A 24,251-nucleotide genomic window follows, 5' to 3' on the forward strand; every position below is an offset into this window, starting at 1 on the left:
GGAGAAACCAGTACGTTGATGAACGGCGATTATCCCCTGTCTGGATGCAGGCCTATACTGCGAACCGGACAACCCGCCCCTGATTCCGGACAGCATGAACAGTAAACACATCGATCTGCTGGATTTCAGCGAACTGCCGTCGGCAGTGTATTTCCGCTATGCCGACTTCAACGCCCATGAATACGCCGCGCCGCATCGCCATCCGTGGGGCACGCTGGAATACGCGGCCCACGGCGTGCTGCACATGGATGTCGACGGCAGCCGTTTCATGTCGCCGCCGCAGTACGCGGTGTGGGTGCCGCCGCAGGTCGAGCACAGTTTCTACAGCCATCAGCCGGTCAATTATCGGGCGGTGTGCCTGGCGCCGGATGTGTGTTCCGATTTGCCGGCGCAGGCCTGCACTCTTGCGATCAGCGACATTCTCAAGGCGATCCTCAAGGACTTCGCCGCCCGCGATGTGAAGATTCCCGCGTTCGAAGCCGACCAGCGCCTGGCCCAGGTGTTGGTGGATCAATTGCGCCAGTCGCCGGTTCATCAATGCTATCTGCCCTACGCCAGCAGCCCCGGATTGCTGACCATCCTTGAAACCCTGCAGGCCGAGCCCGGCAACAACCAGCCGCTGGCGCACTGGGCGGCGCAGGTGCATGTCAGCGAGCGCACCCTGGCCCGGCAGTTCGTGCGGGAGCTGGGGATGAGTTTCGGCGAATGGCGTCAGCGGCTGCGCTATCTTGCGGCGATCGAGGCGCTGGAGAGTTCGCGCAGCGTGCAGGAAATCGCCTTCGATCTCGGCTACAGCAGCGGTTCGGCCTTCATCGCCATGTTTGCCCGGCAGGCCGGATGTACCCCGGAGCAGTATCGGCGCAGCCATCTTGAGGCTAGGAAGGTGTAACAAGCTTTGACTACACTCCAGCAGAGGCCACCTCCATCGAGGCGGCGCCAAGGAGAAAACTCCATGAAGATGTTGCGTGTCCCTTTGTTGATGATCGGTCTGCTGCTGTGCTCCCAGGGTTTCGCCGCCACGGCGCAACAGAACAAAATGACCACCTGCAACGCCGACGCTACGGCCAAGAGCCTCAAGGGCGACGAGCGCAAAGCCTTCATGAGCACCTGCCTCAAGGCAGCACCGGCGGCCAACGACGCCAAGGCCCTGACCCCGCAGCAACAGAAAATGAAGACCTGTAACGCCGACGCGGCCACCAAGGCCCTGACCGGCGATGCGCGCAAGACCTTCATGAGTGATTGCCTGAAGAAAAAATAAACCCCACAGCTTCGTGGTGAGTGTGCTGGCCCCGTCGTCGGATCGCCGCCCGGACCAAGCGCGCTCCCACAGGGAGTGAGGCTGTTCAAAATATTTGTGTTCGACACTTAACGTGTGGGAGCTGGCTTGCCAGCGATGAGGCCCGAAAGGGCTGCCCGCATATCCCTAGTGCTCCTCTCGGATCGCTGGCAGACTGCCAATCCTTTTACGCCGTTCGTTTTGAGGCTGTATGCCAACGTTTTCTGAGCGTCATGTTGTGTTCTGGGTCAGTTGCATCATCATTTTCGGCGGTCTGTTGCTGGTGTTGCCATTGCGTTTGCTGCCCAGCCTGCTGGCCGGGTTGCTGGTGTTCGAACTGGTCAACATGCTCACCCCGCAACTGCAACGGCTGATCGAAGGCCGGCGTGCGCGCTGGCTGGCGGTGGCGCTGCTTGGCACGCTGGTGGTGAGTGTGCTGGCGCTGATCTTTGCCGGGGCCATCAGTTTCCTGTTGCATGAAGCGGAAAACCCCGGCGCTTCCCTCGACAAATTCATGGGTGTGGTTGACCGCGCCCGCGGGCAACTGCCGCCGTTTATCGATAGCTACCTGCCGGCCAGTGCCGCCGAGTTCCGGGTGGCCATCGGTGAATGGGCGAGCAAGCATTTGTCGGAGCTGCAACTGGTGGGCAAGGACGCGGCGCACATGTTCGTGACGCTGCTGATCGGCATGGTGCTGGGCGCGATCATCGCCTTGCAGCGCGTGCCGGACGTCACCAAGCGCAAACCGCTGGCGGCCGCCCTGTTCGACCGTCTGCACCTGCTGGTTCAGGCGTTTCGCAACATCGTGTTCGCACAGATCAAGATTTCCCTGCTCAACACCTTCTTCACCGGGATCTTCCTGGCCGTGATCCTGCCGCTGTTCGGGATCAAGCTGCCGCTGACCAAGACCCTGATCGTGTTGACCTTCCTGCTCGGCCTGCTACCGGTGATCGGCAATCTGATGTCGAACACGCTGATTACCATCGTCGGCCTGTCGCTGTCGATCTGGGTGGCGATTGCGGCGCTGGGCTACCTGATCTTTATCCACAAGCTCGAATACTTTCTCAACGCGCGCATCGTCGGCGGGCAGATCAGTGCCAAGTCCTGGGAGTTGCTGCTGGCAATGCTGGTGTTCGAGGCCGCGTTCGGCCTGCCGGGGGTGGTGGCGGGGCCGATTTATTACGCGTATCTGAAGAGTGAGTTGAAGCTGGGCGGGATGGTTTGATCCAGACTTCCAGCGTCTGAACTGGCCCTTTCGCGAGCAAGCCCGCTCCCACAGGATCACACTGAACCTGTGGAGCGGGCTTGCTCGCGAAGGGCGCACCGCCGCTTTTGGATCAGTTCACCGAGCCGTAACGTTTCATGGCTTCAATCGCCAGACCGCTACCAATGCTGCCAAAGATGTTCCCTTCCACATGCCGCGCGTTCGGCAGCATCGCCGAGACGCTGTTGCGCAGTGCCGGGATGCCGCTGGAACCGCCGGTGAAGAACACCGTATCGACCTGACCCACCGCCACATTGGCGTCGGCCAACAATTGGGTGACGCTGCCGCGCACGCGCTCGAGCTGCGACTCGATGGCCGACTCGAACAATGCCCGGGTCAGTTCCACGCTCAGGCCCGACTCGATGCGATCCAGCGGCACATGGCGACTGTCGTTGTGGGTCAGGTGGATCTTGGTTTCTTCCACTTCCATCGCCAGCCAGTGCCCGGCGCGCTGTTCGATCAGCTTGAACAGACGGTCGATGCCGCCGGTGTCCTCGATGTCGTAGCGCATGCTGCCCAGGGCCAGGGTCGATTTCTGCGAGTACACCGAGTTGATGGTGTGCCAGGTCGCCAGGTTCATGTGGTGGCTGGTCGGCATGAACGCGCCGCTTTTCATGCGGCTGCCGTAGCCGAACAGCGGCATAAGGCCCTGCAGGCTCAGCTGTTTGTCGAAGTCGGTCCCGCCGATGTGCACGCCGCCGGTGGCGAGGATGTCGTCGTGGCGGTTATCCACACCACGACGTTCGGGCGACAGGCGCACCAGCGAGAAGTCCGAGGTACCACCGCCGATGTCGACGATCAGGACCAGCTCTTCCTTTTCGATGGTCGACTCGTAGTCGAAGGCCGCGGCAATCGGCTCGTACTGGAACGACACGTCCTTGAAGCCGAGCTTGCGTGCCACTTCCACCAGGGTGTCCTCGGCTTCCTGGTCGGCCAGCGGATCGTCGTCGACGAAGAACACCGGACGGCCCAGCACCACTTGCTCGAACTCACGACCGGCGGTCGCTTCGGCGCGGCTCTTGAGCTGGCCGATGAACAGCCCGAGCAAGTCCTTGAACGGCATCGCGGTGCCGAGGACGCTGGTGTCGTGCTTGATCAGCTTGGAACCCAGCAGGCTCTTGAGCGAGCGCATCAGCCGGCCTTCGTAGCCTTCCAGGTATTCGTGCAGCGCCAGACGGCCGTAAACCGGACGGCGCTCTTCGATGTTGAAAAAGACCACCGACGGCAGGGTGATCTTGTCGTCTTCCAGCGCGATCATCGTTTCCATGCCGGGGCGCAGCCAGCCGACGGTGGAGTTGGACGTGCCGAAGTCGATGCCGCAGGCACGGGCCGGAGAGGCGTCTTTCATGGTCTTTCGGTTCCGGTCAAAAAACGGCCGCGCAGTGTATGTCAGTGCGCGACAGATTCGAAGGCCGGTCATCTGCTATTTCACGACTAAGCTTGCTTGAAACTCGGCGCTTTGCCCCAAACTTGCTGGCATGGGCCGGCAGACATACCGGCGGTCGCAAGAACCGCCGTCCACTGCCGATAAACTTCTGCTGCGCCACCCGGTCACAACCTTGAGATCGGTCAACCCGGCACGTGCGAATCGGCGCATGCTGGCATCGGCGCGAAATCGATAACGGATGGTGATTCCTTCGATGGACTTCAAAGACTATTACAAGATACTCGGCGTGGAGCCGACGGCTGACGACAAGGCGATCAAGGCTGCCTATCGCAAGCTGGCGCGCAAATACCACCCCGATGTCAGCAAGGAAAAGGACGCCGAGGCCAAGTTCAAGGACGCCTCGGAAGCCTATGAAGCGCTGAAAAGCGCCGACAAGCGCGCCGAATACGACGAACTGCGTCGTTATGGCCAGCACGGTCAGCCGTTTCAGGGGCCGCCGGGCTGGCAGAGCCGTGGCGGCTTTGGTGGCGGCGGTGGCGACACCGGTGACTTCTCGGACTTCTTCAGTTCGATCTTCGGCAATCGCGGCCCCGGTTTCGGTGGCGGCGCTGGCCGGCAATCCCGCAGCGCCGGACGGCGAGGGCAAGACGTGGAACTGGAACTGCCGATCTTTCTGGAAGAGACGCTTTCGAACGAATCGAAAAAGATCAGCTTCCAGGTCCCGCAATACAACGGTTCGGGCCAGCATGTCAGCAACACCAGCAAGAGCCTGAACGTGAAGATCCCGGCCGGCGTGGCCGACGGCGAGCGTATCCGCCTCAAGGGCCAGGGCGCACCGGGCATCGGTGGCGGCGCCAATGGCGATCTGTACCTGACCATCCGTTTCGCGCCGCACCCGAAATTCGACGTTGAAGGCGAAAACCTGATCATCACCTTGCCGTTGGCACCGTGGGAGCTGGCGCTGGGCGCCGAAGTGGCCGTGCCGACCCTGACCGGCAAGATCAACCTCAAGGTGCCGGCCGGCAGCCAGAACGGCCAGCGCATGCGCGCCAAGGGCCACGGTCTGCAGAACAAGGCGGGCGAGCGCGGTTATCTGTTCGTCCAGCTCAAGGCCGTGATGCCCAAAGCCAACGGCGATGACGTCAAGGCGCTGTGGCAGGAACTGGCGAAGAAGGCCGCCTTCAACCCGCGAGAGAACTTCTGATACTGACGACGGAGTAGCCCATCATGAGCAGCCCCCTGATCGTTCAACTGGACATGGCAGAATTCTGTGAGGCGGCCGACCTGTCGGACGTCTACGTGATCGAAATCGTCGAGCACGGCATCCTCGAACCTCAGGGCGCGCAGCCCAGGGAATGGCGCTTCACCGACTACGAACTGACCCTGGCCAAACGCGCCGCCAAGCTGCGGCGCGACCTGGAGCTGGAATGGGAAGGCGTCGCCCTGGCGCTGGACCTGCTGGAAGAAGTGCAGGAGTTGCGATCCGAGAACCGCATGCTCCGTCAGCGTCTGGCGCGGCTGGTGGTCGAGTAGCGTTTCAAATCTGTCTGGGCAGCGTCACGCTGAACAGTGTTCCGTCGGCTTCGCTTGAACTGACTTCGATCGCCCCGCCGTGGGCGGTCACCACTTCCTTGATGATGAACAGGCCCAGACCGAGGCTGGTCGACGGCTGGCCGAGTTCTTCGTCGGCACTGCGCACCAATGGATCGAAAATCGTGCCGATGGCTTCTGCGGGAATGGGGTTGCCGCAGTTGTGCACGGTCAGCAGCACGTGCCTGGCTTCTCCCTTCAACGTCACGATCACTTCGCGCGGATCAGACCCATGCTGCAAGGCATTGCCGATCAGATTCTGCAGCAGTTGATCGATCCGTCCGGCGTCCCAGTTGCCACGGGTGTCACCCTCGGTTTTCAGTGTCGGATCACTTTCCGGATTACCGGCGCAGGCTTCGGCGATGGCCGCGCGGGCCGCGTCGGCCAGGTCCATCGGCGCCGGTTCGATCGGCAGGCTCTTGCCCAGGCGGCTGCGCACCAGTTCCAGCAGGTCGCTGACCATCGCCGCCATGTGCCGCGAACCCTGCTTGATGTTGAGGGCGCACTGAAGGGCATCGTCCTGTAACGCGGTCTTGCGCATCAGCAGTTCGATCGACATGGTCACCGCTTGCAAAGGCGCGCGCAGGTCATGGCCGAGGATCGCGAGAAAGATATCCCGTGAATGAGCAACCTGCTCGGCGTAGGCAGCCGTCGATTCGGCCAGGGCTTCATCGATGGCTTCGTTGAAACGGATCATGTCCTGAAAATACGCCATGTCGGGCGATTCCAGGCTGTCGACCCAGAGGCGGATCACACAGGCGCGCAAATGGCGGAACTCGGACGTCATCTGCACCAGGTCGAAGCCCACTGTATGCCGCAACTCACCGTGGCTGGCGCCGGCCTCGTCCAGGCTCGGGGTTTTTTCCGGGCCTTCGCCTTTGGCTTTGGCAATCTGCTCGCTGGCGGTCTGCGCGGTGTCCATATCGCGTGCGGCGGCCAACAGAATCTCTCTGGCATGATCGCGCAGCGCTGCCCTGTCCATGGTCTCGGCCGCCGGGGTGATGGTCCTGGCGAACTGTTCCCACTCCTCGACGATGCGATCTGCATGTTGCCGGATAAATTCGGATAAACGCATGTCCGGGTTCCTGGAAATTCAAGGCGGGGCGTTCGAATATTAGTCTCTTTGCGCGGGAATGAAAGCGCCGCTCGGGCTTGAAATTTCTGCTGACAGGATGTCGTGTTGCGAGACCTATGTACCACACTCGCAGAGCGTCGCCGTGGTCTGCTTTTGCTCCATTTCAAGGAGCGAAACCATGTTTGAATTGCCTGTCGCCCCACCTTCGCCGGACACCGCAGCAGCGCCGCGGGTGACGGTCGTGACGCAAAGTCTGCACGCTGATTTTCTTCAGCAGTCCAGCCCGCAGTGGTTGATCAATGCATCGCCAAACCAGCGCCAGGCCCTGAAAAATGCCGATTCCGCTACGCCGGACTGGTACCGGCGCGCATCACGCGATCAACGCAAGGCTGTAGGGGATGCCGTAACCGCCAGCCTCGCCGCCCAGGCATCTCTGGATAAGGCCATGTCGACCCTCCAGGACATCGACAGTTTCGCCGCGCCGTTGCTCATCAAGGCCCTCAAGGACCGGTTCAACGTGACGCTGGACGTCAACAAGACCTGGCTGGTACTGAACAAACCGGTGGAGGTGGGGATTTTTGCCATCGACATCGGCTTCTTCGAAGTCTTGAAACAGCCTTTGCTGCAAGCGGCGCTGCACAACTTCGAAAACCGTGAATGTAAAAGTGGCGCCTTCCATGAAACGTCGGGATTTCGCCGTGAAACCTCGACATCCGGCACGCTTGCGCCATTGAACACACCGCTGACGGTCGAGCAGTTCACTAGTCTGTGCCGTTCGCTGGACATCGGTGCGAAATATCAGGCTTACCTCAAGGATTTCCTGCACCACCGGGACGCGGTCGCCGAACAGGAACTGCGCGACAAATTCATCGACGCGCATAAAAGCGCTATGCATGCGGCGGCAGAACTGGCGTTGGTCAAAGGTGACATCGGACACGAGGACTACGCCTCGATTCGTTCGATCCTCAACGGCGAACTGGCACCGCGTCAGGGCCAGCGGCAGATCTGGTTCCGTGATCTGGGCCTGATGGGCCGGCGCATGACCGGCTGCGTGATGTTCACGATCTGCGAGAAATATCGTTCCAGTGACGACTCGATCCTGTACATCCCGGGGGATCCCTACCATCCGCTCAAACGCTACAAGGGGCGGGAAATCGCAGCGATGTTCAAGCAGCGGTTCACCGCGTCCGATGCGACTCAGGCTCATCCTGCAGAACCCAATAGCTACCAGCGGTTTTTCAGCCAGTTCGTCGCGTATGCCGACCGACCGCACTACTTCGGCCAGTTCACCGACGACACGCCGAACCGCACGTTTTCGCAAAGACTCGCTCCTTACGAGCCGCTGCTCAATGAGTTTTTCAAGGCACTCAATCCCATCAACGCGGCACTGACCGGCATTCACGAGTTGCCGCCTGCGCCGCCGGTCGAGCAGGTGCCGAACGCAGATCCGTATTTGAACCCGGTTGACCTGTCGCGCAAGGGCGGCGGGATCTGGTCGGAAAACATCGATCTGTGGGGTTACCAGTTCGAGCAGCATCGCGACCGTTTGATCGCCGATGCCCGCAGCCATGCCGTGTCCACAGCGGATGTCGACGCCAAAGTGCGCTCGGAGAAGCTCGCCACATTGTTGAACATCGGCAAGCTGGTGCTGATGGGCGTCTCGATGTTCGTGCCGGTATTGGGTGAAGTGATGATGGCGGTGATGGCCGCGCAACTGTTCGAAGAAACCCTTGAAGGCGCCATCGAGTGGAGTGAGGGTGATCGCAAGGCCGCCAAGGCGCATCTGATCGATGTCGCGCAGAATCTGGCGTTGATTGCCTTGATGGCGGGCGCCGGCAAAGGGCTCGCCCGGCTGACCGCCGCCCGATCGACACCGGTCATCGAGGACCTGCACCAGGTGGAAATGCCGGACGGCACGACTCGCTTGTGGAGGCCTGATCTGAGTGGCTACGAGAGTCCGGTCACACTGGACGAGAATGCTGTACTGAATGCGCTGGGGCAGTACGAGTCGGGAGAAAAAACCTGCATACGCCTCGATGGCAAGACTTATCAGCAGATTTACGACGAGTCGCTCAAAGCCTGGCGCATCCAGCATCCGAGCGATCCGCAGGCCTATCAGCCGCCCTTGACGCACAACGGCGCCGGCGCATGGCGGCATACTCTGGAGCGCCCGCAGGACTGGAACCGGTTGACGCTGTTGCGGCGTATCGGCCACAGCACTGACGCGTTTGCTGACGAGCAATTATTGACGATGGCCGATATCGCCGGTGTCAGTGACAACGCGTTGCGCAAGATGCACCTGGACCACGCCTTGCCGCCACCTGAACTGACGGATGCCATGCAACTGTTCAACGCCGAGCGCGATGCCGGATCGATCGTCGAGCAGGCAGCCGGTACTCAGGCAGTCGACAGTCGATTCATGCATCTGTTGCCGCTGCTTCCCGACATGCCACGCTGGCCGTTCGGGCGCCAGCTACAGATCTACGACAGTTCTGATTTCTCGGGGCGTACCATCCGTTACGGGACGCAGCGCGGCGGCAAGGCGCCGATCCGGGTCAGCCGGGCCGAAGTGCTGAGCGGTGCGTTGCCGACCCGAATACTCGCGACGCTGGATGAGGCGGAGACGGTTCACCTGCTGGGCGGCGAGCCTGCTCGTGTTCGGCAGACCCGGGCCCGAGAGTTCTCAAGACAGATTGCCGACTTCGCCAGCGCGCAACAGCCCGCGCTCTTCAGCAGCCTTCTCAAGGAGGGCGGACCTGTGGAGCCCAGGACTGCAAGGCTGCAACGCGCCGTACCCGGCCTGACCGAGCGTGCGGCCGTCGCCGCTCTGGAGCAGGCCGACGCCGCGGAGCTGGCGCGCCTGGAAAGCGCGGCAACGGTCCCGCTGCATTTGCAGGAGCTCGCCCGCTGGTATGGCGGGGAGGGGCGCCTGACCCGTGCTCTGGCCGGGTTGCGCAGTGAAACCATGGCTTCGCCCGACAGCCGCCATCTGGCCTTGCAGACGTTGCGCCGCTTGCCAGGCTGGTCCGATGACGTGCGTCTGGAAATACGTGAAGGCAGTATCGGCGGCCCGATGCTGGATGCCATCGGCAGCGAAACGGCCAGCACACGCAAGTATCTGGTCAAGTACGCAGATGCCTGGCAGGCCGCCAATGAGCGTGGCGAACCGCTCAACAGTATTCCCCATCGGGGCGACAACTTTTACGCCTCGCTGATGCATGCCTTGCCCGATCAGGCGCGTCATGCATTGGGGCTGCCGAATGTTGGGCAGAGCGTCGATCTGCAAGCTGCGATCATCGAACGGGCTTTCACCGAGCGCAGTGAATCGGCCCGGATTCTGCGTGCACGCAGCGCCGAACAACCATGGTTCAAACCCCCGCAACGCATTGCTCCCAGACTGCTTGGCTATCCCGCCAATGGTGATGGGCCAGGACCCAGTCCGGCGTTGACGGCTCATGTCCAGAGCGTCTACCCGCAGTTGACCGACGTGCAGGCTCGCGGCTTCATTCTTGAACAGTGGCGTCTGGGCAAGAGCGATCAGCAGATCTTTCATTTGCTCAACAACCGGTTGGGCGAGTGGCGAGAACTGGAAACAACCCTCGAGCAATGGCTGACGTCGCAAAACCTGCGCCTGCGCACGACCCCTGACGAGTTCGTCAGCGTGGTGCAGAACATCAAGGAGTGCTGGCGAAATGCGCCGTTGGCCGAACATGATCCGCTGGCGGCTCGCCTGACGCTGATCAGTGAAGTGCCGCTGCCGTCATTGACCGCAGACTTTACGCATGTCAGAGAGCTGACGCTGCAGGCGCCGGTGGTCAGCGATACGCTTTCGGCGTTTCCCAATGTCGAGAAACTGTCCCTGACCTCGAGCATTGCGGAGTTCGACAAAGTGCTCGCGACGTTGAAGACGCTGCGCCAGATGACACGCCTGAGACTCTCCACACCGATTACCGGACAGGTGGCGTCGCGACTTCGGGAGCTGACCCGGCTTGAAGAGCTGGAGCTGCGCTGTTCCTCCGGGGGCATGAGCCCGGTGGTGCCCATGACCCTCGACGTCGGCGGCATGCGCCAACTGCGCAGGCTGGAAATCGGCAGTCCGCAGATGCACCAATGGCCACACGGTGTTCTGGATTTGCCACGGCTGGAGCGCCTGAACCTGCGATCAACGGCAATCAACACCCTGCCGATGGAAATCTATGAGGGCCATCAGCGGCTGTTGTCCGGCCTGTCACTGGACTGGTCGAAGTTCCCGCGCCGGGTGTTCAAGCCGATCTACGAATTCGTTCGGAGTCAGCCTCGGCACCTTATCGATCTGGACGAAATGGTCGCAGACTATTGTCGCGGTGAGCTCAAGCGTTTTGTCGGCATGGAAAGGAGTCTTCCGGATGTCTTGAATACGGGGTTCAAGGCGCAATGGACGGATGTCGGCAGCCGGTTTGCCGCGATCGAAACCTTGAGCGAGCAGTTCAGTGAACTTGACCGGCTTGAGGAGTGGATCGGTTCCGATCCAACGGCCTCCAACGGTGGTGCTGCACGCGCGGCGGTGGCCGAGGCGCTGAAAGCCAGTTGGCGCAGCGGGTTGTTCCAGCGCTACGGCGCGCGTACCGAAAGCGTGTTCTACAACTTGTATGTCAGCCTGCCCAATGATGCCACGGTGCTGGATATTCCAGGCTCACCGCTGGACAGCCTGCCGACGCTCTCGGCTGACGGGTTCAACCATGTCAGAAGTCTGCAACTGCCCGGATTGCAGGCCCCGGTCGAGCAGTTGCGCCGTTTCATCTGTACCTTCTGCGGGGTCGATACCCTCGATCTGAGCGATTGTGGCCTGGCAGAACTGCCGCTCGATTCAAGCGATCTGCCGGCACTCGAAACCCTGAACCTGCATGGCAACCCGCTGAGCAGTATCGACGTGCGCGGCATGAATCGCCTGAAGGCTCTGGACCTGAGTGCAACGGCCCTGCGCGAATGGCCAGTGGGGGCGGAGTTGCTGCCGGAACTGACCTGGCTGGATCTCAGCGACAGCCGGTTGACCTCGCTGCCGCAGGTGTTGCTGGGGCGTGATGACTTGTTGCTCGATACCAGCCTCGCCGGGACCCCGCTGAATGCGCAGGCCAAAGTGGCGCTGGCAACCGCGCGCCAGCGCATCGAAGACGCCAGAGGCCTGTTGCCGGGGTCGTTGCAACGCTTTGCACTGGAAGAGCCGCGCCATCGTACGCCGCCCGCCGAAAGCGGCTCGGTGATCGCCCGGCGGTTACTGCCGCTTGCGCCGCGTCCGGCAGATTTGGGGCCTGGCGGGTGGGGCTCGCGCATCCAGCGCCTGTGCCCCTCGTTCGAAGAGGCGCAGGCGCAGCAGACGATTGAGCGGATGCGAGGCGCAGGGCTGACCGAGGTGCAGATCGGTGCACGGATCAATGCATGGGAGCAGGCATTCGAGGCGCTGACGCGGCGTCTGAACGATTGGCTGTTCACCCATGAAACCCGAGGCATGGATTGGGTCGTGTCGTCGCGCACCCGACAGCTCGCCGCCCGCCGCATCATGGAGTGCTGGCGTGAAAGTACCGTCGACTGGAATGGCATGTCTGACCGAGAACTCAACCTTGACGGTCTGCAGGTGGGCGACCTGCCCGCACTGGACCAAACATTCGCGGCGGTGCGCACCCTGAACCTCTCGGGAGTCAAGCTCACCACCAATGGCTCCAGTGCTTTCCTCCGTGCCTTCACGCAATTGCGCCGACTCAATCTGAGCGGCAATCACTTGCTGGCTATCCCTGAGCCTGTCGGGCACATGCTGCAACTGGAACGACTGGAACTGTCGCTCACCGGTCTCGTGGATTCCGAAGCGCTGGATCAAACGCTCGAGGGCCTGCCGCAACTGCGGTGGCTGGATCTCAGCCATAACGGCCTGCGTACCCTGCGCATCGACCGTCTGCAGCGACTGGAACGGCTGGACCTGCGTGACAACCTGCTCACTGTGTGGCCGGAGGGACTGCTGCGAGCCCCGCGTCTGCAGGCGGTCGACTTGAGCAGCAATGAAATAACCTCGATTCCGTCCGAGTTGTATGACGGCACCCATGCTGCACTGATTGCCGGCAGCAATCTGTCGGATAACTTCGAAATCTCGCAGCAAAGCCTGATCCGTCTGCGTGAATACGCCGATGCCCATGGACGTGACGATGTGCTGGGGCTGACGTATGCCGAGATCGACCGGATGATCGATGACATGGACAGCACCACCGAGAGCGGGGGTGAAGACACGGGGAGCGAAAGTGATGTGGAACCGGATGAAGTGGTGCCGACACTCGCCGAAAGTGTCCTCGAACTGCAAGCGACACCGTGGATTGAAAACCTTCCGCAAGAGGATGCCGTACGCTGTCGGGCCATGTGGCAGCGGCTGGCAGCGGAGCCTGATAACGGAGCGTTCTTCCATCTGCTTTCGCGGATGCCGGACACCGAGGAGTTCCGGGTGTTTCGCGCTGACCTGACACGCCGGGTGTGGGAGGTTGTCGAGGCGGCAAATAACAGTCAGGAACTGCGCGATACGCTGTTTTCCATGGCCACCACGCACACGACCTGCGTCGATGGACGCACCCTGGGGTTCAGTGAAATCGAGGTCAAGGTGTTCGAGTACAACGCCTTGCGCTACCTGCCTCCGGGCCTGGCGGTCAAGGGGCGTGCCTTGCTCGACCTGTCGCGTCAGCTGTTCCGCCTGGGCGAGGTGGAAAAACTGGCCGCGCGCAGCATGGGCCGTGATGCGGATCCTGCGGAAGTGCGCCTGCAGTATCGGATCGGCCTGACCTCCGGCTGGGAGGACGGCCTGCAATTGCCGGGGCAACCCGGCCATATGCGCTTCGCCCGACCGCTCAGAGGGGAGGCGCTGGCGACCGCGCGTGATGCGGTCGTGAAGGCGGAAAAAGGCGAGCGCTTCTATGAAGAACTGATCAGCCGCGATTACTGGGTGCAGTACTTGAACGAGAAGTATCCGGACGAACTCGGCGCGCTCAAGCGCAGCGCAGATGAAAAGCTGCAACGCCTTGAGGATCAATATGACGACGTGACCAGCACGGCTTACCAGGAGGCGGTACAGATGCTTGAAGTTGAACGCAGCATTGAGCGCAATCAGCAACTGATTGCCCTGTCGCGCCTGGAAACCGGTGAACCGGTGGTGGTCGCGCTCGACGACGAGCAGCCCGGCCCTTCGCGCTATTTGATGGACACCTCAACCCGCTGAGGCGCCGCCAGCCCCGGTCGTCGAACACTTCGACGACCGAGGCTTTGTCTCAGAACAGAAAGTAACGCTGCGCCATCGGCAGGGTTTCGGCCGGTTCACACCAGAGCAGCACGCCGTCGGCCTTGACCTGATAGGTCTGCGGGTCGACGTCGATGTTCGGCAGGTAATCGTTGTGGATCAGGTCGGTTTTCTGCACGTCGCGGCAGCCTTTGACCACGGCGATTTTCTTCTTCAGGCCCAACGCTTCGGGCAGTCCCGACGCCTGCGCCGCCTGGCTGATGAAGGTCAGGCTGGTGGCGTGCAGCGAGCCACCGTAGCTGGCGAACATCGGGCGGTAGTGCACCGGTTGCGGGGTCGGGATCGAGGCGTTGGCGTCGCCCATCAGGCTGGCGGCGATGGCGCCGCCCTTGAGGATCAGCGTCGGTTTCACGCCGAAGAACGCCGGGCGCCAGAGCACCAGGTCGGCCCACTTGCCGACTTCCACCGAACCCACTTCATGGCTGATGCCATGGGTAATCGCCGGGTTGATCGTGTACTTGGCGATGTAGCGTTTGGCGCGGAAGTTGTCGTTGCCTTCGCCGTCCTGCGCGAGCGGGCCGCGCTGCTTTTTCATCTTGTCGGCGGTCTGCCAGGTGCGCGTGATGACTTCGCCGACGCGGCCCATGGCCTGGCTGTCGGAGCTGATCATCGAGAACGCGCCGAGGTCATGCAGGATGTCTTCGGCGGCAATGGTTTCGCGGCGGATGCGACTCTCGGCGAACGCCACGTCTTCGGCAATGCTCGGGTCGAGGTGGTGGCAGACCATCAGCATGTCGAGGTGTTCGTCGATGGTGTTGCGGGTGAACGGCCGGGTCGGGTTGGTCGAGCTCGGCAGCACGTTGGCGAATCCGCAGGCCTTGATGATGTCCGGTGCGTGGCCGCCACCGGCCCCTTCGGTGTGGTAAGTGTGAATGGTGCGACCCTTGAACGCGCCGAGGGTGGTTTCGACGAAACCGGACTCGTTGAGGGTGTCGGTGTGGATCGCCACCTGCACGTCGTACTGGTCGGCGACGCTCAGGCAGTTGTCGATGCTCGCCGGGGTGGTACCCCAGTCTTCGTGCAGCTTGAGGCCGATGGCGCCGGCCTTGACCTGTTCGATCAGCGGTTCCGGCAGGCTGGCGTTGCCCTTGCCGGTGAGGCCGATGTTCATCGGGAACGCGTCCGCCGCCTGGAGCATCCGCGCCAGGTGCCACGGCCCCGAAGTGCAGGTCGTGGCATTGGTGCCGGTGGCCGGACCGGTGCCGCCGCCGATCATGGTGGTGACGCCGCTCATCAGCGCTTCTTCGATTTGCTGCGGGCAGATGAAGTGGATGTGGGTGTCGATGCCGCCGGCGGTGAGGATCATGCCTTCGCCGGCGATCACTTCGCTGCTGGCGCCGATGGCGATGGTCACGCCGGGCTGCACGTCCGGGTTGCCGGCCTTGCCGATGGCGGCGATGCGCCCGTCCTTGAGGCCGACGTCGGCCTTGACGATGCCCCAGTGGTCGATGATCAGCGCATTGGTGATGACGGTGTCGACCACTTCGGCCGCCAGCAACTGGCTCTGGCCCTGGCCGTCACGGATCACTTTGCCGCCGCCGAATTTCACTTCTTCGCCGTAGGTGGTGAAGTCCTGTTCGACTTCGATCCACAGCTCGGTGTCGGCCAGGCGCACCTTGTCGCCGACGGTGGGGCCGAACATGTCGGCGTAGGCTTGTCTCGAGATTTTCATGCGCATGCCTTGAGATTCAATTGTTTTTGAGACTGTTCGCTTCGCTCACAGATTCGCGAGCTAGCCCGCTCCCACATTTGATCGGGTTTCTTCAGTTGGAATGCAGGCTAATGTGGGAGCGGGCTTGGTCCGGGCGGCGATCCGACGAAGGGGCCCACGCAAACGGTATAAATTCAGAGGTCACCCATGACCCGCCCGGCAAACCCGAACACCCGCCGGTGCCCGGCGTAATCCACCAGTTCCACCTCGCGGCTCTGCCCCGGCTCGAAGCGCACGGCGGTGCCCGCCGGAATGTTCAGGCGCATGCCACGGCTGGCGTCGCGGTCGAAGGTCAGGGCGTCGTTGGTCTCGAAAAAATGGTAGTGCGAGCCGACCTGGATCGGCCGGTCGCCGCTGTTCGCCACTTTCAGGCTGACGGTGCGGCGACCGACATTGAGTTCGATATCGCCGGGCTGGATCCGGTATTCGCCGGGAATCATCAGTTCGCTCCTTGCAGGACTTTGTAATAGAGGGCCGTCGGGCGATAGGTGCCGTTCGGGTCGCAGGCGTAGTCGGGGATTTCCCCGGCGCGGGTGTAACCCAGGGCCTTGTAGAAATCTTCGGCGGGGGAGCCGGCCTCGGTGTCGAGGTAAAGCATGCCGCGCTTGTACTGACGCGCGGTCTGTTCCAGCGCTTGCATCAACTGCTGGCCGAGGCCGCGCCGCCGGGCGTGTTCACGCACCAGCAATTTCTGCACCTCGGCGCGGTTCAGGCCGTTGGCCTTCTGGCACAGGCTCAACTGGACGCTGGCCTGCACCTGTTCGTCCTTGACCACCACCCACAGCAACACGTTGCCCTTGTTCAGGTTGTCCTGCACGTCGTCGAAATAGGCGCGTGCCTGAGTGGCATCGAGGTCGGCCATGAAACCGACGCTGGCGCCATACCCCACGGCGTCGAGCAGCAGGTCGATCAGGCCCTGACGATAGTGCGCAAAACTTTCAGCATTGACGCGTCGCAGTTGGGCGGGGTTCATCGGTGTCACTCCTTGTGGGCGGGCGGCGGCTCCGCGCCAGGATTGAGGGTCAGTTGCATGAAAGTCAGGTCGAGCCAGCGGCCGAACTTGGTGCCGACTTGCGGCATCTGCCCGGTGGTGATGAAACCGGCGCGCTCGTGCAGGCGGATCGATGCGGCGTTGCCGCTCTCGATGGCGGCGACCATGACGTGTTTGTCGCAGGTTTTCGCGCGTTCGATCAGTGCGGTCATCAGTTGCGGGCCGAGACCGTTGCCGCGCTGGTCGCTGCGCACGTAGACCGAGTGCTCGACGGTGTGGCGGAAACCGTCGAACGGTCGCCAGTCACCGAACGAAGCGTAGCCGAGGGTGGTGTTGTCGGCGTCGACGATCACCAGGATCGGATAGCCTTGGGCCTGACGTGCGCTGAACCACGCCTGACGGTTGCCGAGGTCGACGGCGGATTCATTCCAGATCGCCGTGGTGTTGAGCACGGCGTCGTTGTAGATGTCGCGGATCGCCGGCAGGTCGGCGTGCAGGGCATCGCGGATGGTGTAGGTCATGGCGCGGCCTCAGACGATCGGTTGATGGACGGTGACCAGTTTGGTGCCGTCGGGAAACGTCGCTTCGACCTGGATCTCCGGGATCATTTCCGGGATGCCTTCCATCACCTGATCGCGGGTCAGCAGGGTGGTGCCGTAGTGCATCAGTTCGGCCACGGTCTGGCCGTCACGGGCGCCTTCGAGCAGCGCCGCCGAGATGTAGGCCATGGCTTCCGGGTAGTTGAGCTTCACGCCACGGGCCAGTCGCCGCTCGGCCACGAGGCCGGCGGTGAAGATCAGCAGCTTGTCTTTTTCGCGTGGGGTCAGGTCCATCGTTTGAAATCCATTGTCGGCAGTTGAAGAAAATCAGGTGTTCCAGATTCGGGGGGGCAGGGCTTCGCGGCCGAGCAGCGCAGGTCTGAGCAAACGCCACAGATCGATCAGCCAGGCTCGCGCCAGCAACGCTTCACTGGCCAGGCAACGTGCGACCAACAGACCGGGCAACTGCGTCAGATCCCCTCGCACTTCATGCCCCAGCGAGCGGCAGCGCTCCAGCAGTTCGGCATCGATTTCGCCGGTCACCAGCAACGTCGCAAACACCGGACTGCCATCGAGACCAATCGGCGAATCGAGCAAGCCGTCATCGCCAACGATGCGCTGGCGCTCATGCCACAACAACCGCCCATCACGGCGAATATCCAGATGCGCCTGGAAATGCCCGAGGTCAAAGCGCTCGCCACTGGCCGGACGACCCAGCGCTACCACGTCCCAGTAAAACAGTCGCGCATCGCCTTTAAGCTCAATCGAAGTCGTGAGTTCCGCCTGGGCGGCGCTGTAAACGATGGTTTCCTGGGGCAGCCATTCCAGTGTCGCGCCATCAGCGACATGCAGGTTCAGCGACTGATAGGCGGGCCCCGCCGCGCGATACCACTTGGCCGCGCCGGGGCTGGTGATCTGTGCCCAGGCGTCTTGCTCAACGCGGGCGCTGATGTCGAGCCGGTCGCCGCCGGCAATCCCGCCCGGCGGGTGGACGATGATGTGCTGACAGACCTCTGGGCCTTCGGCGTACAGATGCTTTTGCACCCGCAACGGGCCGAGGTGCCGGCGTCGGGTCGGCCGCGTGCAATCGCCGAAGCGGGCGTACGCCAGCTCCAGCTCGGCGTGCCAGCTCGGGGTAAACAGGGCAGTCGCAACAGGTAAGTTCATGTTTTCTGATTATCGTTAGGACGCTACAGATTAGACCGTAACCTCAAATAGTCACCAGCCCGCGTACGCCTTCGGCTTCCATATTTTCGCCACGGCCCTGCTGCACGATCTCGCCCCGGGACATCACCAGGTACTGATCGGCCAGTTCGGCGGCGAAATCGTAGAACTGCTCCACCAGCAGAATCGCCATGTCGCCACGGGCGGCGAGTTTTTTGATCACCGCGCCGATTTCCTTGATTACCGACGGCTGGATGCCTTCGGTGGGCTCGTCGAGGATCAGCAGACGCGGACGGCTGGCCAGTGCGCGGCCGATGGCGAGTTGTTGTTGCTGGCCACCGGACAAGTCACCACCGCGCCGCTGTTTCATTTGCAGCAGCACCGGGAACAGCTCGTAGATGAACGCCGGAACCTCTTTGGCTTCGCTGCCGGGGAAACGCGACAGACCCATCAGCAGGTTTTCTTCCACGGTCAGCCGGCCGAAAATCTCCCGTCCCTGCGGCACGTAGGCGATCCCCGCGTGCACCCGTTGATGCGGCTTGAACGTGGTGATCGGTTGGCCTTCCCAGTTCACCGCGCCTTCTTTGGCCGGCAACAGGCCCATCAGGCATTTGAGCAACGTGGTCTTGCCTACGCCGTTACGGCCGAGCAGGCAGGTCACTTCGCCGACCTTCACGTCAAAGCTCAGGCCGCGCAGGATGTGGCTACCGCCGTAGTACTGGTGCAGCTTGTCGACTTGCAGCATGTTCAAGTTCTCCTCAAATCCCCCTGTGGGAGCGGGCTTGCTCGCGAATGCGGTAGATCAGTCACCATCAACTTTGAATGACACACCGCATTCGCGAGCAAGCCCGCTCCCACATTGGAAAGGTGTTTGCAGTTTCAGCGGCCGAGATAGACTTCGATCACGCGCTCGTTGTCCTGCACCTGCTCCAGCGATCCCTCGGCCAGCACGCTGCCCTGATGCAACACCGTGACGTGGTCGGCAATCGAGCCGACGAAGCCCATGTCGTGTTCCACCACCATCAGCGAATGCTTGCCTGCCAGCGACTTGAACAGCTCGGCAGTGAACTCGGTTTCGGCGTCGGTCATGCCGGCCACCGGTTCATCGAGCAGCAGCAGTTGCGGGTCCTGCATCAGCAACATGCCGATTTCCAGAAACTGTTTCTGCCCGTGGGACAGCAGCCCTGCCGGACGATTGACCGAGGTGGTCAGGCGAATGGTGTCGAGCACTTCGCTGATCCGGTCTTTCTGCTCGCCGCTCAACTTTGCCCGCAGGCTGGCCCACACCGACTTGTCGGTTTTCTGTGCCAGCTCCAGGTTTTCGAACACGCTCAGTGCTTCGAACACCGTCGGTTTCTGGAACTTGCGCCCGATGCCGGCCTGGGCGATCTGCACTTCGCTCATCTGCGTCAGGTCGAGGGTTTCGCCGAACCACGCCTTGCCATGACTCGGGCGGGTCTTGCCGGTGATCACGTCCATCAGCGTGGTCTTGCCCGCGCCGTTGGGGCCGATGATGCAGCGCAGTTCGCCGACGCCGATGTACAGGTTCAGATTGTTCAGCGCGCGGAAGCCGTCGAAGCTGACGCTGATGTCTTCCAGCGTCAGGATCGTGCCGTGACGGGTATCGAGGCCCGGACCGACGCGTTGCCCGAGGCCGATCGAGTCGCGGCTGGTGCCTTCGTCCCTGTTCGGTTCCACCGGGAAAAAGGCCGGTTCCAGCATGAATTCAGCGCTCGCCGTGACTCTCATGATTCACCTCGTTTCTTCAGCAGACCGATCACGCCCTTGGGCAGGTACAACGTCACGACGATGAACAGCGCGCCGAGGAAGAACAGCCAGTATTCGGGGAACGCTACGGTGAACCAGCTCTTCATGCCGTTGACCACGCCGGCACCGAGCAGCGGGCCGATCAAGGTGCCGCGTCCGCCAAGGGCCACCCACACAGCGGCTTCGATCGAGTTGGTCGGCGACATTTCGCTCGGGTTGATGATCCCCACCTGCGGTACGTACAACGCACCGGCCAGACCACACAACACCGCACTCAACACCCAGACGAACAGCTTGAAGCCGCGCGGGTCGTAGCCGCAGAACATCAGGCGATTTTCCGCGTCACGCAACGCGGTCAGAACCCGGCCGAACTTGCTGCGCGCCAGCCGCCAGCCGATGAACAGGCTCGCCACCAACAACAGCACCGTCGCCAGAAACAGCACCGCGCGAGTGCCCGGTTCGGTGATACCGAAACCGAGGATCGTGCGGAAATTGGTGAAGCCGTTGTTGCCGCCGAAGCCGGTCTCGTTGCGGAAAAACAGCAGCATCCCGGCGAAGGTCAGGGCCTGGGTCATGATCGAGAAATACACGCCCTTGATCCTTGAGCGGAAGGCGAAAAAACCGAACACCAGCGCCAGCAACCCCGGCGCCAACACCACCAGGCACATCGCCCAGAGGAAGCTGCCGGTGCCGCTCCAGTACCACGGCAACTCGGTCCACGACAGGAAGGTCATGAACGCCGGCAAGCCATCGCCGGCAGCCTGGCGCATCAGGTACATGCCCATCGCATAACCGCCGAGGGCGAAGAACAGACCGTGGCCCAGCGACAGGAGACCGGCGTAACCCCAGACCAGATCCAGTGCCAGGGCGACGATGGCGTAGCAGAGAATCTTGCCCACCAGCGTCAGGGTGTAGGCCGAAACATGCAGCGAGCTGTCCGCCGGCAACAGCGACAGCAGAGGCAGGGCGATCAGCAAGGCGAGCACCACCGCGCCGATGGCGAGGGTGACTTTCGGGCCGGCCTTTTGTGTGGCCGTGACTAGTAGAGGCTGGTTCATCAGTCGATCACCCGTCCTTTCAGTGCGAAGAGGCCTTGCGGACGTTTCTGGATGAACAGAATGATCAGCGCGAGGATCAGGATCTTGCCGAGCACCGCACCGATCTGCGGTTCGAGAATCTTGTTGGCGATGCCCAGGCCGAACGCGGCGAACACGCTGCCGGCCAGTTGCCCGACGCCGCCGAGCACCACCACCAGGAACGAGTCGATGATGTAGCTCTGGCCGAGGTCCGGGCCGACGTTGCCGATCTGGCTCAGCGCCACGCCACCGAGCCCGGCGATGCCCGAGCCGAGGCCGAAGGCGAGCATGTCGACGCGCCCGGTGGGCACGCCGCAACAGGCGGCCATGTTGCGGTTCTGGGTGACGGCACGCACGTTCAGACCCAGGCGGGTCTTGTTCAGCAGCAGCCAGGTCAGCACCACCACGAACAACGCAAACGCGATGATCACGATGCGGTTGTACGGCAGCACCAGATTCGGCAACACCTGAATCCCGCCGGACAGCCACGCCGGGTTCGCCACTTCCACGTTCTGCGCACCGAACACCAGACGCACCAGCTGAATCAGCATCAGGCTGATGCCCCAGGTGGCGAGCAGGGTTTCCAGTGGTCGACCGTAGAGGTGACGGATCACCGTGCGTTCCAGGGCCATGCCGATGGCGGCGGTGACGAAGAACGCCACCGGCAGCGCAATCAGAGGATAGAACTCGATGGCCTGCGGCGCGTAGCGCTGGAACATCAACTGCACCACGTAGGTCGAGTAGGCGCCGAGCATCAGCATCTCGCCGTGGGCCATGTTGATCACGCCGAGCAGGCCGAAAGTGATCGCCAGACCCAGCGCCGCGAGCAACAGAATCGAACCGAGGGACATGCCGCTGAAGGCCTGGCCGAGCAGTTCGCCGATCAGCAGTTTGCGCTTGACCTGGGCGAGGCTGGTTTCGGCGGCGGTGCGCACATTGGCATCGGTTTCGACGCCAGGTTCGAGCAAACCTTCGAGGCGAGTACGGGCCAATGGGTCGCCGGTTTCACCGAGCAGACGCACGGCCGCCAGGCGCACCGCCGGGTCGGTGTCGACCAGTTGCAGGTTGGCCAGCGCCAGGCTCAGGGCGGCGTGGACGCTTTCGTCTTGTTCGCCAGCCAGTTGCCGGTCGAGGAATTTCAGCTGCGCCGGTTTGGCGCTTTTCTGCAATTGCTGCGCGGCGCTCAGACGGGTTTTGGCGTCGGCGGCGAGCAATTGGTGGCTGGCCAGTGCAGTGTCGATCAGACCCCGCAGGCGATTGTTCAGGCGCAGGGTCTTGGGTTGGCCGTCGACGGTCAGTTCGCCTTGTTGCAGGGCGTTGATCAGTTCGACACGCGCCGGATCGGGCTGCGCGGCCCAGGCTTCCAGCAGTCTGGCCTGTTGCGTCGGGTTGGCGGCGACGAAGTCTTCGGCGTCGCCTGCATGGGTGGCCATCGGCAGCAAAAGTGCGAGGGCCAGGATCAAGCGGTAAAGGGCAGTGGGCATAACGGGCGTTCCTGTATTGATCGTTCCCACGCTCCGCGTGGGAATGCAGCCCGGGACGCTCCGCGTCCCAAAAGCGGACGCAGAGCGTCCATTGAGGCATTCCCACGCAGACGGTTCGACGCCTCGACGTGGGAACGATCAGGTTGAGCGGGTTAACTCAGTTGCTCTTCACCGCATACTCCGGCTTCTTGTCATTACCCGGAATGAACGGGCTCCACGGCTGCGCACGGATCGGCCCTTCGGTCTGCCACACGACGTTGAACTGACCGTCGCTCTGGATCTCGCCGATCATCACCGGTTTGTGCAGGTGGTGATTGGTCTTGTCCATGGTCAGGGTGTAGCCCGACGGCGCGGCGAAGGTCTGGCCGCCGAGGGCTTCGCGGACCTTGTCGACGTCGGTGGATTTGGCTTTCTCCGCCGCCTGCGCCCACATGTGGATGCCGACGTAAGTGGCTTCCATCGGGTCGTTGGTCACGGCCTTGTCGGCGCCCGGCAGGTTGTGTTTCTTCGCGTAGGCTTTCCAGTCATCGACGAACTTCTTGTTCACCGGGTTCTCCACCGACTCGAAGTAGTTCCATGCCGCGAGGTTGCCCACCAGCGGCTTGGTGTCGATGCCGCGCAGTTCTTCTTCGCCCACCGAGAACGCCACCACCGGTACGTCGGTCGCCTTCAGGCCCTGGTTGGCCAGCTCTTTGTAGAACGGCACGTTGGAGTCGCCGTTGACGGTGGAGATCACAGCGGTCTTGCCGCCGGCCGAGAATTTTTTGATGTTGGCGACGATGGTTTGATAGTCGCTGTGGCCGAACGGGGTGTAGACCTCTTCGATGTCTTTATCCGCTACGCCTTTGGAGTGCAGGAACGAGCGCAGGATCTTGTTGGTGGTGCGCGGGTACACGTAATCGGTGCCAAGCAGGAAGTAGCGCTTGGCACTGCCGCCTTCTTCGCTCATCAGGTATTCAACCGCCGGGATCGCTTGCTGGTTCGGCGCGGCGCCGGTGTAGAACACGTTCGGCGACATCTCTTCACCTTCGTATTGCACCGGGTAGAACAGCAGGCCGTTGAGCTCTTCGAACACCGGCAGCACCGATTTGCGCGACACCGAGGTCCAGCAACCAAACACCACCGCGACCTTGTCCTGGGTCAGCAACTGGCGGCCCTTTTCCGCGAACAGCGGCCAGTTCGACGCCGGGTCGACCACCACCGGTTCAAGCATCTTGCCGTTCACCCCGCCCTTGGCGTTGATCTCGTCGATGGTCATCAACGCCATGTCCTTGAGCGACGTTTCGGAGATCGCCATGGTGCCGGACAACGAATGCAGAATCCCGACCTTGATGGTCTCGGCGGCCTGTACGGTCCAGGTCATGCCCATCGCGGCAATCGATGCCGTGAGTGTGAAAGCCTTGATCAAACTGCGACGCTTCATTGTGCGATCTCCATGAACGTTAAAGTTTTTTATGGTTGGCAGATGCGAACGACTGAAGGCTGTTTTGCAAGGGCTGTGCCCGGTCGGGTTTGGGCAGGGAAATGTCGGTTTAGAGCGGTCGCGCGTTGAGTCGGCGCACCATGAGGGGACGTGTTGCATGCAAAGGTGCAGCGGGGCGCGCCAAATTGGGGCGCGCCC

General features: G+C 62.2%; 19 protein-coding genes. 6 read left to right on the forward strand and 13 right to left on the reverse strand.

Annotation, left to right across the window (positions count from 1 at the left end; translation table 11 throughout):
* The first annotated feature begins 94 nt into the window (after positions 1–94).
* The 3 genes from K3819_RS02865 to K3819_RS02875 all read left to right on the forward strand — a co-directional run bounded on the left by K3819_RS02865 (position 95) and on the right by K3819_RS02875 (position 2,501).
* The gene (locus K3819_RS02865; RefSeq protein ID WP_221398590.1) at positions 95–889 is read left to right on the forward strand and encodes a helix-turn-helix transcriptional regulator; all 795 of its coding nucleotides are present in this window, start codon (positions 95–97) and stop codon (positions 887–889) included.
* Between the two features lie 63 nt (positions 890–952).
* Complete coding sequence (locus K3819_RS02870) at positions 953–1,258, forward strand: PsiF family protein (protein ID WP_011332224.1); 306 nt, start codon at positions 953–955, stop codon at positions 1,256–1,258.
* A gap of 229 nt (positions 1,259–1,487) precedes the next feature.
* Positions 1,488–2,501 carry an AI-2E family transporter gene (locus K3819_RS02875; RefSeq protein WP_064593159.1) on the forward strand — a complete coding sequence of 338 codons (1,014 nt, stop codon included), beginning with the start codon at positions 1,488–1,490 and terminating at the stop codon, positions 2,499–2,501.
* A gap of 112 nt (positions 2,502–2,613) precedes the next feature.
* On the opposite strand, the gene K3819_RS02880 is transcribed toward K3819_RS02875, so the two are convergent.
* On the reverse strand, positions 2,614–3,888 hold the full coding sequence (locus K3819_RS02880) for an Hsp70 family protein (RefSeq protein WP_221398591.1): 1,275 nt from the start codon (positions 3,886–3,888) through the stop codon (positions 2,614–2,616).
* Between the two features lie 292 nt (positions 3,889–4,180).
* On the opposite strand from K3819_RS02880, the gene K3819_RS02885 reads away from it, so the two are divergent.
* Together K3819_RS02885 and K3819_RS02890 are read left to right on the forward strand one after the other, a co-directional pair.
* Positions 4,181–5,131, forward strand: coding sequence for a DnaJ C-terminal domain-containing protein (locus K3819_RS02885; protein WP_064600657.1), 951 nt, complete (start codon positions 4,181–4,183; stop codon positions 5,129–5,131).
* Positions 5,132–5,154: 23 nt separating this feature from the next.
* Positions 5,155–5,460, forward strand: coding sequence for a chaperone modulator CbpM (locus K3819_RS02890; protein WP_074689662.1), 306 nt, complete (start codon positions 5,155–5,157; stop codon positions 5,458–5,460).
* Between the two features lie 4 nt (positions 5,461–5,464).
* Here the strand turns inward: K3819_RS02890 and K3819_RS02895 are convergent, their stop codons facing one another.
* Positions 5,465–6,592 carry a sensor histidine kinase gene (locus K3819_RS02895; protein WP_221398592.1) on the reverse strand — a complete coding sequence of 376 codons (1,128 nt, stop codon included), beginning with the start codon at positions 6,590–6,592 and terminating at the stop codon, positions 5,465–5,467.
* 178 nt (positions 6,593–6,770) lie between these two features.
* Between K3819_RS02895 and K3819_RS02900 the strand changes: the two genes are divergently transcribed.
* Positions 6,771–13,820, forward strand: coding sequence for an NEL-type E3 ubiquitin ligase domain-containing protein (locus K3819_RS02900; RefSeq protein WP_221398593.1), 7,050 nt, complete (start codon positions 6,771–6,773; stop codon positions 13,818–13,820).
* Between the two features lie 49 nt (positions 13,821–13,869).
* On the opposite strand, the gene ureC is transcribed toward K3819_RS02900, so the two are convergent.
* The 11 genes from ureC to urtA form a co-directional block, all read right to left on the reverse strand.
* Positions 13,870–15,570, reverse strand: a complete 1,701-nt coding sequence (gene ureC, locus K3819_RS02905) for an urease subunit alpha (RefSeq protein WP_085685440.1) — start codon at positions 15,568–15,570, stop codon at positions 13,870–13,872.
* Positions 15,571–15,743: 173 nt separating this feature from the next.
* Positions 15,744–16,049, reverse strand: a complete 306-nt coding sequence (locus K3819_RS02910; protein ID WP_085611034.1) for an urease subunit beta — start codon at positions 16,047–16,049, stop codon at positions 15,744–15,746.
* The gene (locus tag K3819_RS02915) at positions 16,049–16,582 is read right to left on the reverse strand and encodes a GNAT family N-acetyltransferase (protein ID WP_039766745.1); all 534 of its coding nucleotides are present in this window, start codon (positions 16,580–16,582) and stop codon (positions 16,049–16,051) included. Before K3819_RS02915 ends, K3819_RS02910 begins: the two co-directional genes overlap by 1 nt.
* A gap of 5 nt (positions 16,583–16,587) precedes the next feature.
* Positions 16,588–17,121, reverse strand: coding sequence for a GNAT family N-acetyltransferase (locus K3819_RS02920; RefSeq protein ID WP_007950603.1), 534 nt, complete (start codon positions 17,119–17,121; stop codon positions 16,588–16,590).
* A gap of 9 nt (positions 17,122–17,130) precedes the next feature.
* Entirely contained in the window at positions 17,131–17,433 is a 303-nt protein-coding gene (ureA, locus tag K3819_RS02925) for an urease subunit gamma (RefSeq protein ID WP_039766748.1), read from the reverse strand.
* Positions 17,434–17,466: 33 nt separating this feature from the next.
* Positions 17,467–18,306: an urease accessory protein UreD gene (locus K3819_RS02930; protein WP_221398594.1), complete on the reverse strand. Its 840-nt coding sequence runs from the start codon at positions 18,304–18,306 to the stop codon at positions 17,467–17,469.
* A gap of 43 nt (positions 18,307–18,349) precedes the next feature.
* A complete protein-coding gene (gene urtE / locus K3819_RS02935; RefSeq protein WP_039766753.1) occupies positions 18,350–19,048 on the reverse strand; it encodes an urea ABC transporter ATP-binding subunit UrtE in 699 nt (232 codons plus the stop codon).
* 134 nt (positions 19,049–19,182) lie between these two features.
* Complete coding sequence (gene urtD / locus K3819_RS02940; protein WP_221398595.1) at positions 19,183–20,052, reverse strand: urea ABC transporter ATP-binding protein UrtD; 870 nt, start codon at positions 20,050–20,052, stop codon at positions 19,183–19,185.
* Positions 20,049–21,128 carry an urea ABC transporter permease subunit UrtC gene (gene urtC, locus K3819_RS02945; RefSeq protein WP_039766758.1) on the reverse strand — a complete coding sequence of 360 codons (1,080 nt, stop codon included), beginning with the start codon at positions 21,126–21,128 and terminating at the stop codon, positions 20,049–20,051. Before urtC ends, urtD begins: the two co-directional genes overlap by 4 nt.
* On the reverse strand, positions 21,128–22,630 hold the full coding sequence (urtB, locus tag K3819_RS02950) for an urea ABC transporter permease subunit UrtB (RefSeq protein WP_221398596.1): 1,503 nt from the start codon (positions 22,628–22,630) through the stop codon (positions 21,128–21,130). The genes urtC and urtB overlap by 1 nt, the downstream gene beginning before the upstream one ends.
* 157 nt (positions 22,631–22,787) lie before the next feature.
* Positions 22,788–24,053, reverse strand: a complete 1,266-nt coding sequence (urtA, locus tag K3819_RS02955) for an urea ABC transporter substrate-binding protein (RefSeq protein WP_011332239.1) — start codon at positions 24,051–24,053, stop codon at positions 22,788–22,790.
* Positions 24,054–24,251 lie beyond the last annotated feature (198 nt).

This window comes from Pseudomonas sp. 3-2 (genome assembly GCF_019710535.1).
Taxonomy (GTDB): Bacteria; Pseudomonadota; Gammaproteobacteria; order Pseudomonadales; family Pseudomonadaceae; genus Aquipseudomonas; species Aquipseudomonas pharyngis.

Excerpts from the sequence above, each read along its gene's own strand:
- K3819_RS02865 (WP_221398590.1), top strand. The coding sequence starts at position 95 with ATGAACAGTAAACACATCGATCTGCTGGATTTCAGCGAACTGCCGTCG.
- K3819_RS02870 (WP_011332224.1), top strand. The coding sequence starts at position 953 with ATGAAGATGTTGCGTGTCCCTTTGTTGATGATCGGTCTGCTGCTGTGC.
- K3819_RS02875 (WP_064593159.1), top strand. The coding sequence starts at position 1,488 with ATGCCAACGTTTTCTGAGCGTCATGTTGTGTTCTGGGTCAGTTGCATC.
- K3819_RS02880 (WP_221398591.1), bottom strand. The coding sequence starts at position 3,888 with ATGAAAGACGCCTCTCCGGCCCGTGCCTGCGGCATCGACTTCGGCACG.
- K3819_RS02885 (WP_064600657.1), top strand. The coding sequence starts at position 4,181 with ATGGACTTCAAAGACTATTACAAGATACTCGGCGTGGAGCCGACGGCT.
- K3819_RS02890 (WP_074689662.1), top strand. The coding sequence starts at position 5,155 with ATGAGCAGCCCCCTGATCGTTCAACTGGACATGGCAGAATTCTGTGAG.
- K3819_RS02895 (WP_221398592.1), bottom strand. The coding sequence starts at position 6,592 with ATGCGTTTATCCGAATTTATCCGGCAACATGCAGATCGCATCGTCGAG.
- K3819_RS02900 (WP_221398593.1), top strand. The coding sequence starts at position 6,771 with ATGTTTGAATTGCCTGTCGCCCCACCTTCGCCGGACACCGCAGCAGCG.
- ureC (WP_085685440.1), bottom strand. The coding sequence starts at position 15,570 with ATGAAAATCTCGAGACAAGCCTACGCCGACATGTTCGGCCCCACCGTC.
- K3819_RS02910 (WP_085611034.1), bottom strand. The coding sequence starts at position 16,049 with ATGATTCCCGGCGAATACCGGATCCAGCCCGGCGATATCGAACTCAAT.
- K3819_RS02915 (WP_039766745.1), bottom strand. The coding sequence starts at position 16,582 with ATGAACCCCGCCCAACTGCGACGCGTCAATGCTGAAAGTTTTGCGCAC.
- K3819_RS02920 (WP_007950603.1), bottom strand. The coding sequence starts at position 17,121 with ATGACCTACACCATCCGCGATGCCCTGCACGCCGACCTGCCGGCGATC.
- ureA (WP_039766748.1), bottom strand. The coding sequence starts at position 17,433 with ATGGACCTGACCCCACGCGAAAAAGACAAGCTGCTGATCTTCACCGCC.
- K3819_RS02930 (WP_221398594.1), bottom strand. The coding sequence starts at position 18,306 with ATGAACTTACCTGTTGCGACTGCCCTGTTTACCCCGAGCTGGCACGCC.
- urtE (WP_039766753.1), bottom strand. The coding sequence starts at position 19,048 with ATGCTGCAAGTCGACAAGCTGCACCAGTACTACGGCGGTAGCCACATC.
- urtD (WP_221398595.1), bottom strand. The coding sequence starts at position 20,052 with ATGAGAGTCACGGCGAGCGCTGAATTCATGCTGGAACCGGCCTTTTTC.
- urtC (WP_039766758.1), bottom strand. The coding sequence starts at position 21,128 with ATGAACCAGCCTCTACTAGTCACGGCCACACAAAAGGCCGGCCCGAAA.
- urtB (WP_221398596.1), bottom strand. The coding sequence starts at position 22,630 with ATGCCCACTGCCCTTTACCGCTTGATCCTGGCCCTCGCACTTTTGCTG.
- urtA (WP_011332239.1), bottom strand. The coding sequence starts at position 24,053 with ATGAAGCGTCGCAGTTTGATCAAGGCTTTCACACTCACGGCATCGATT.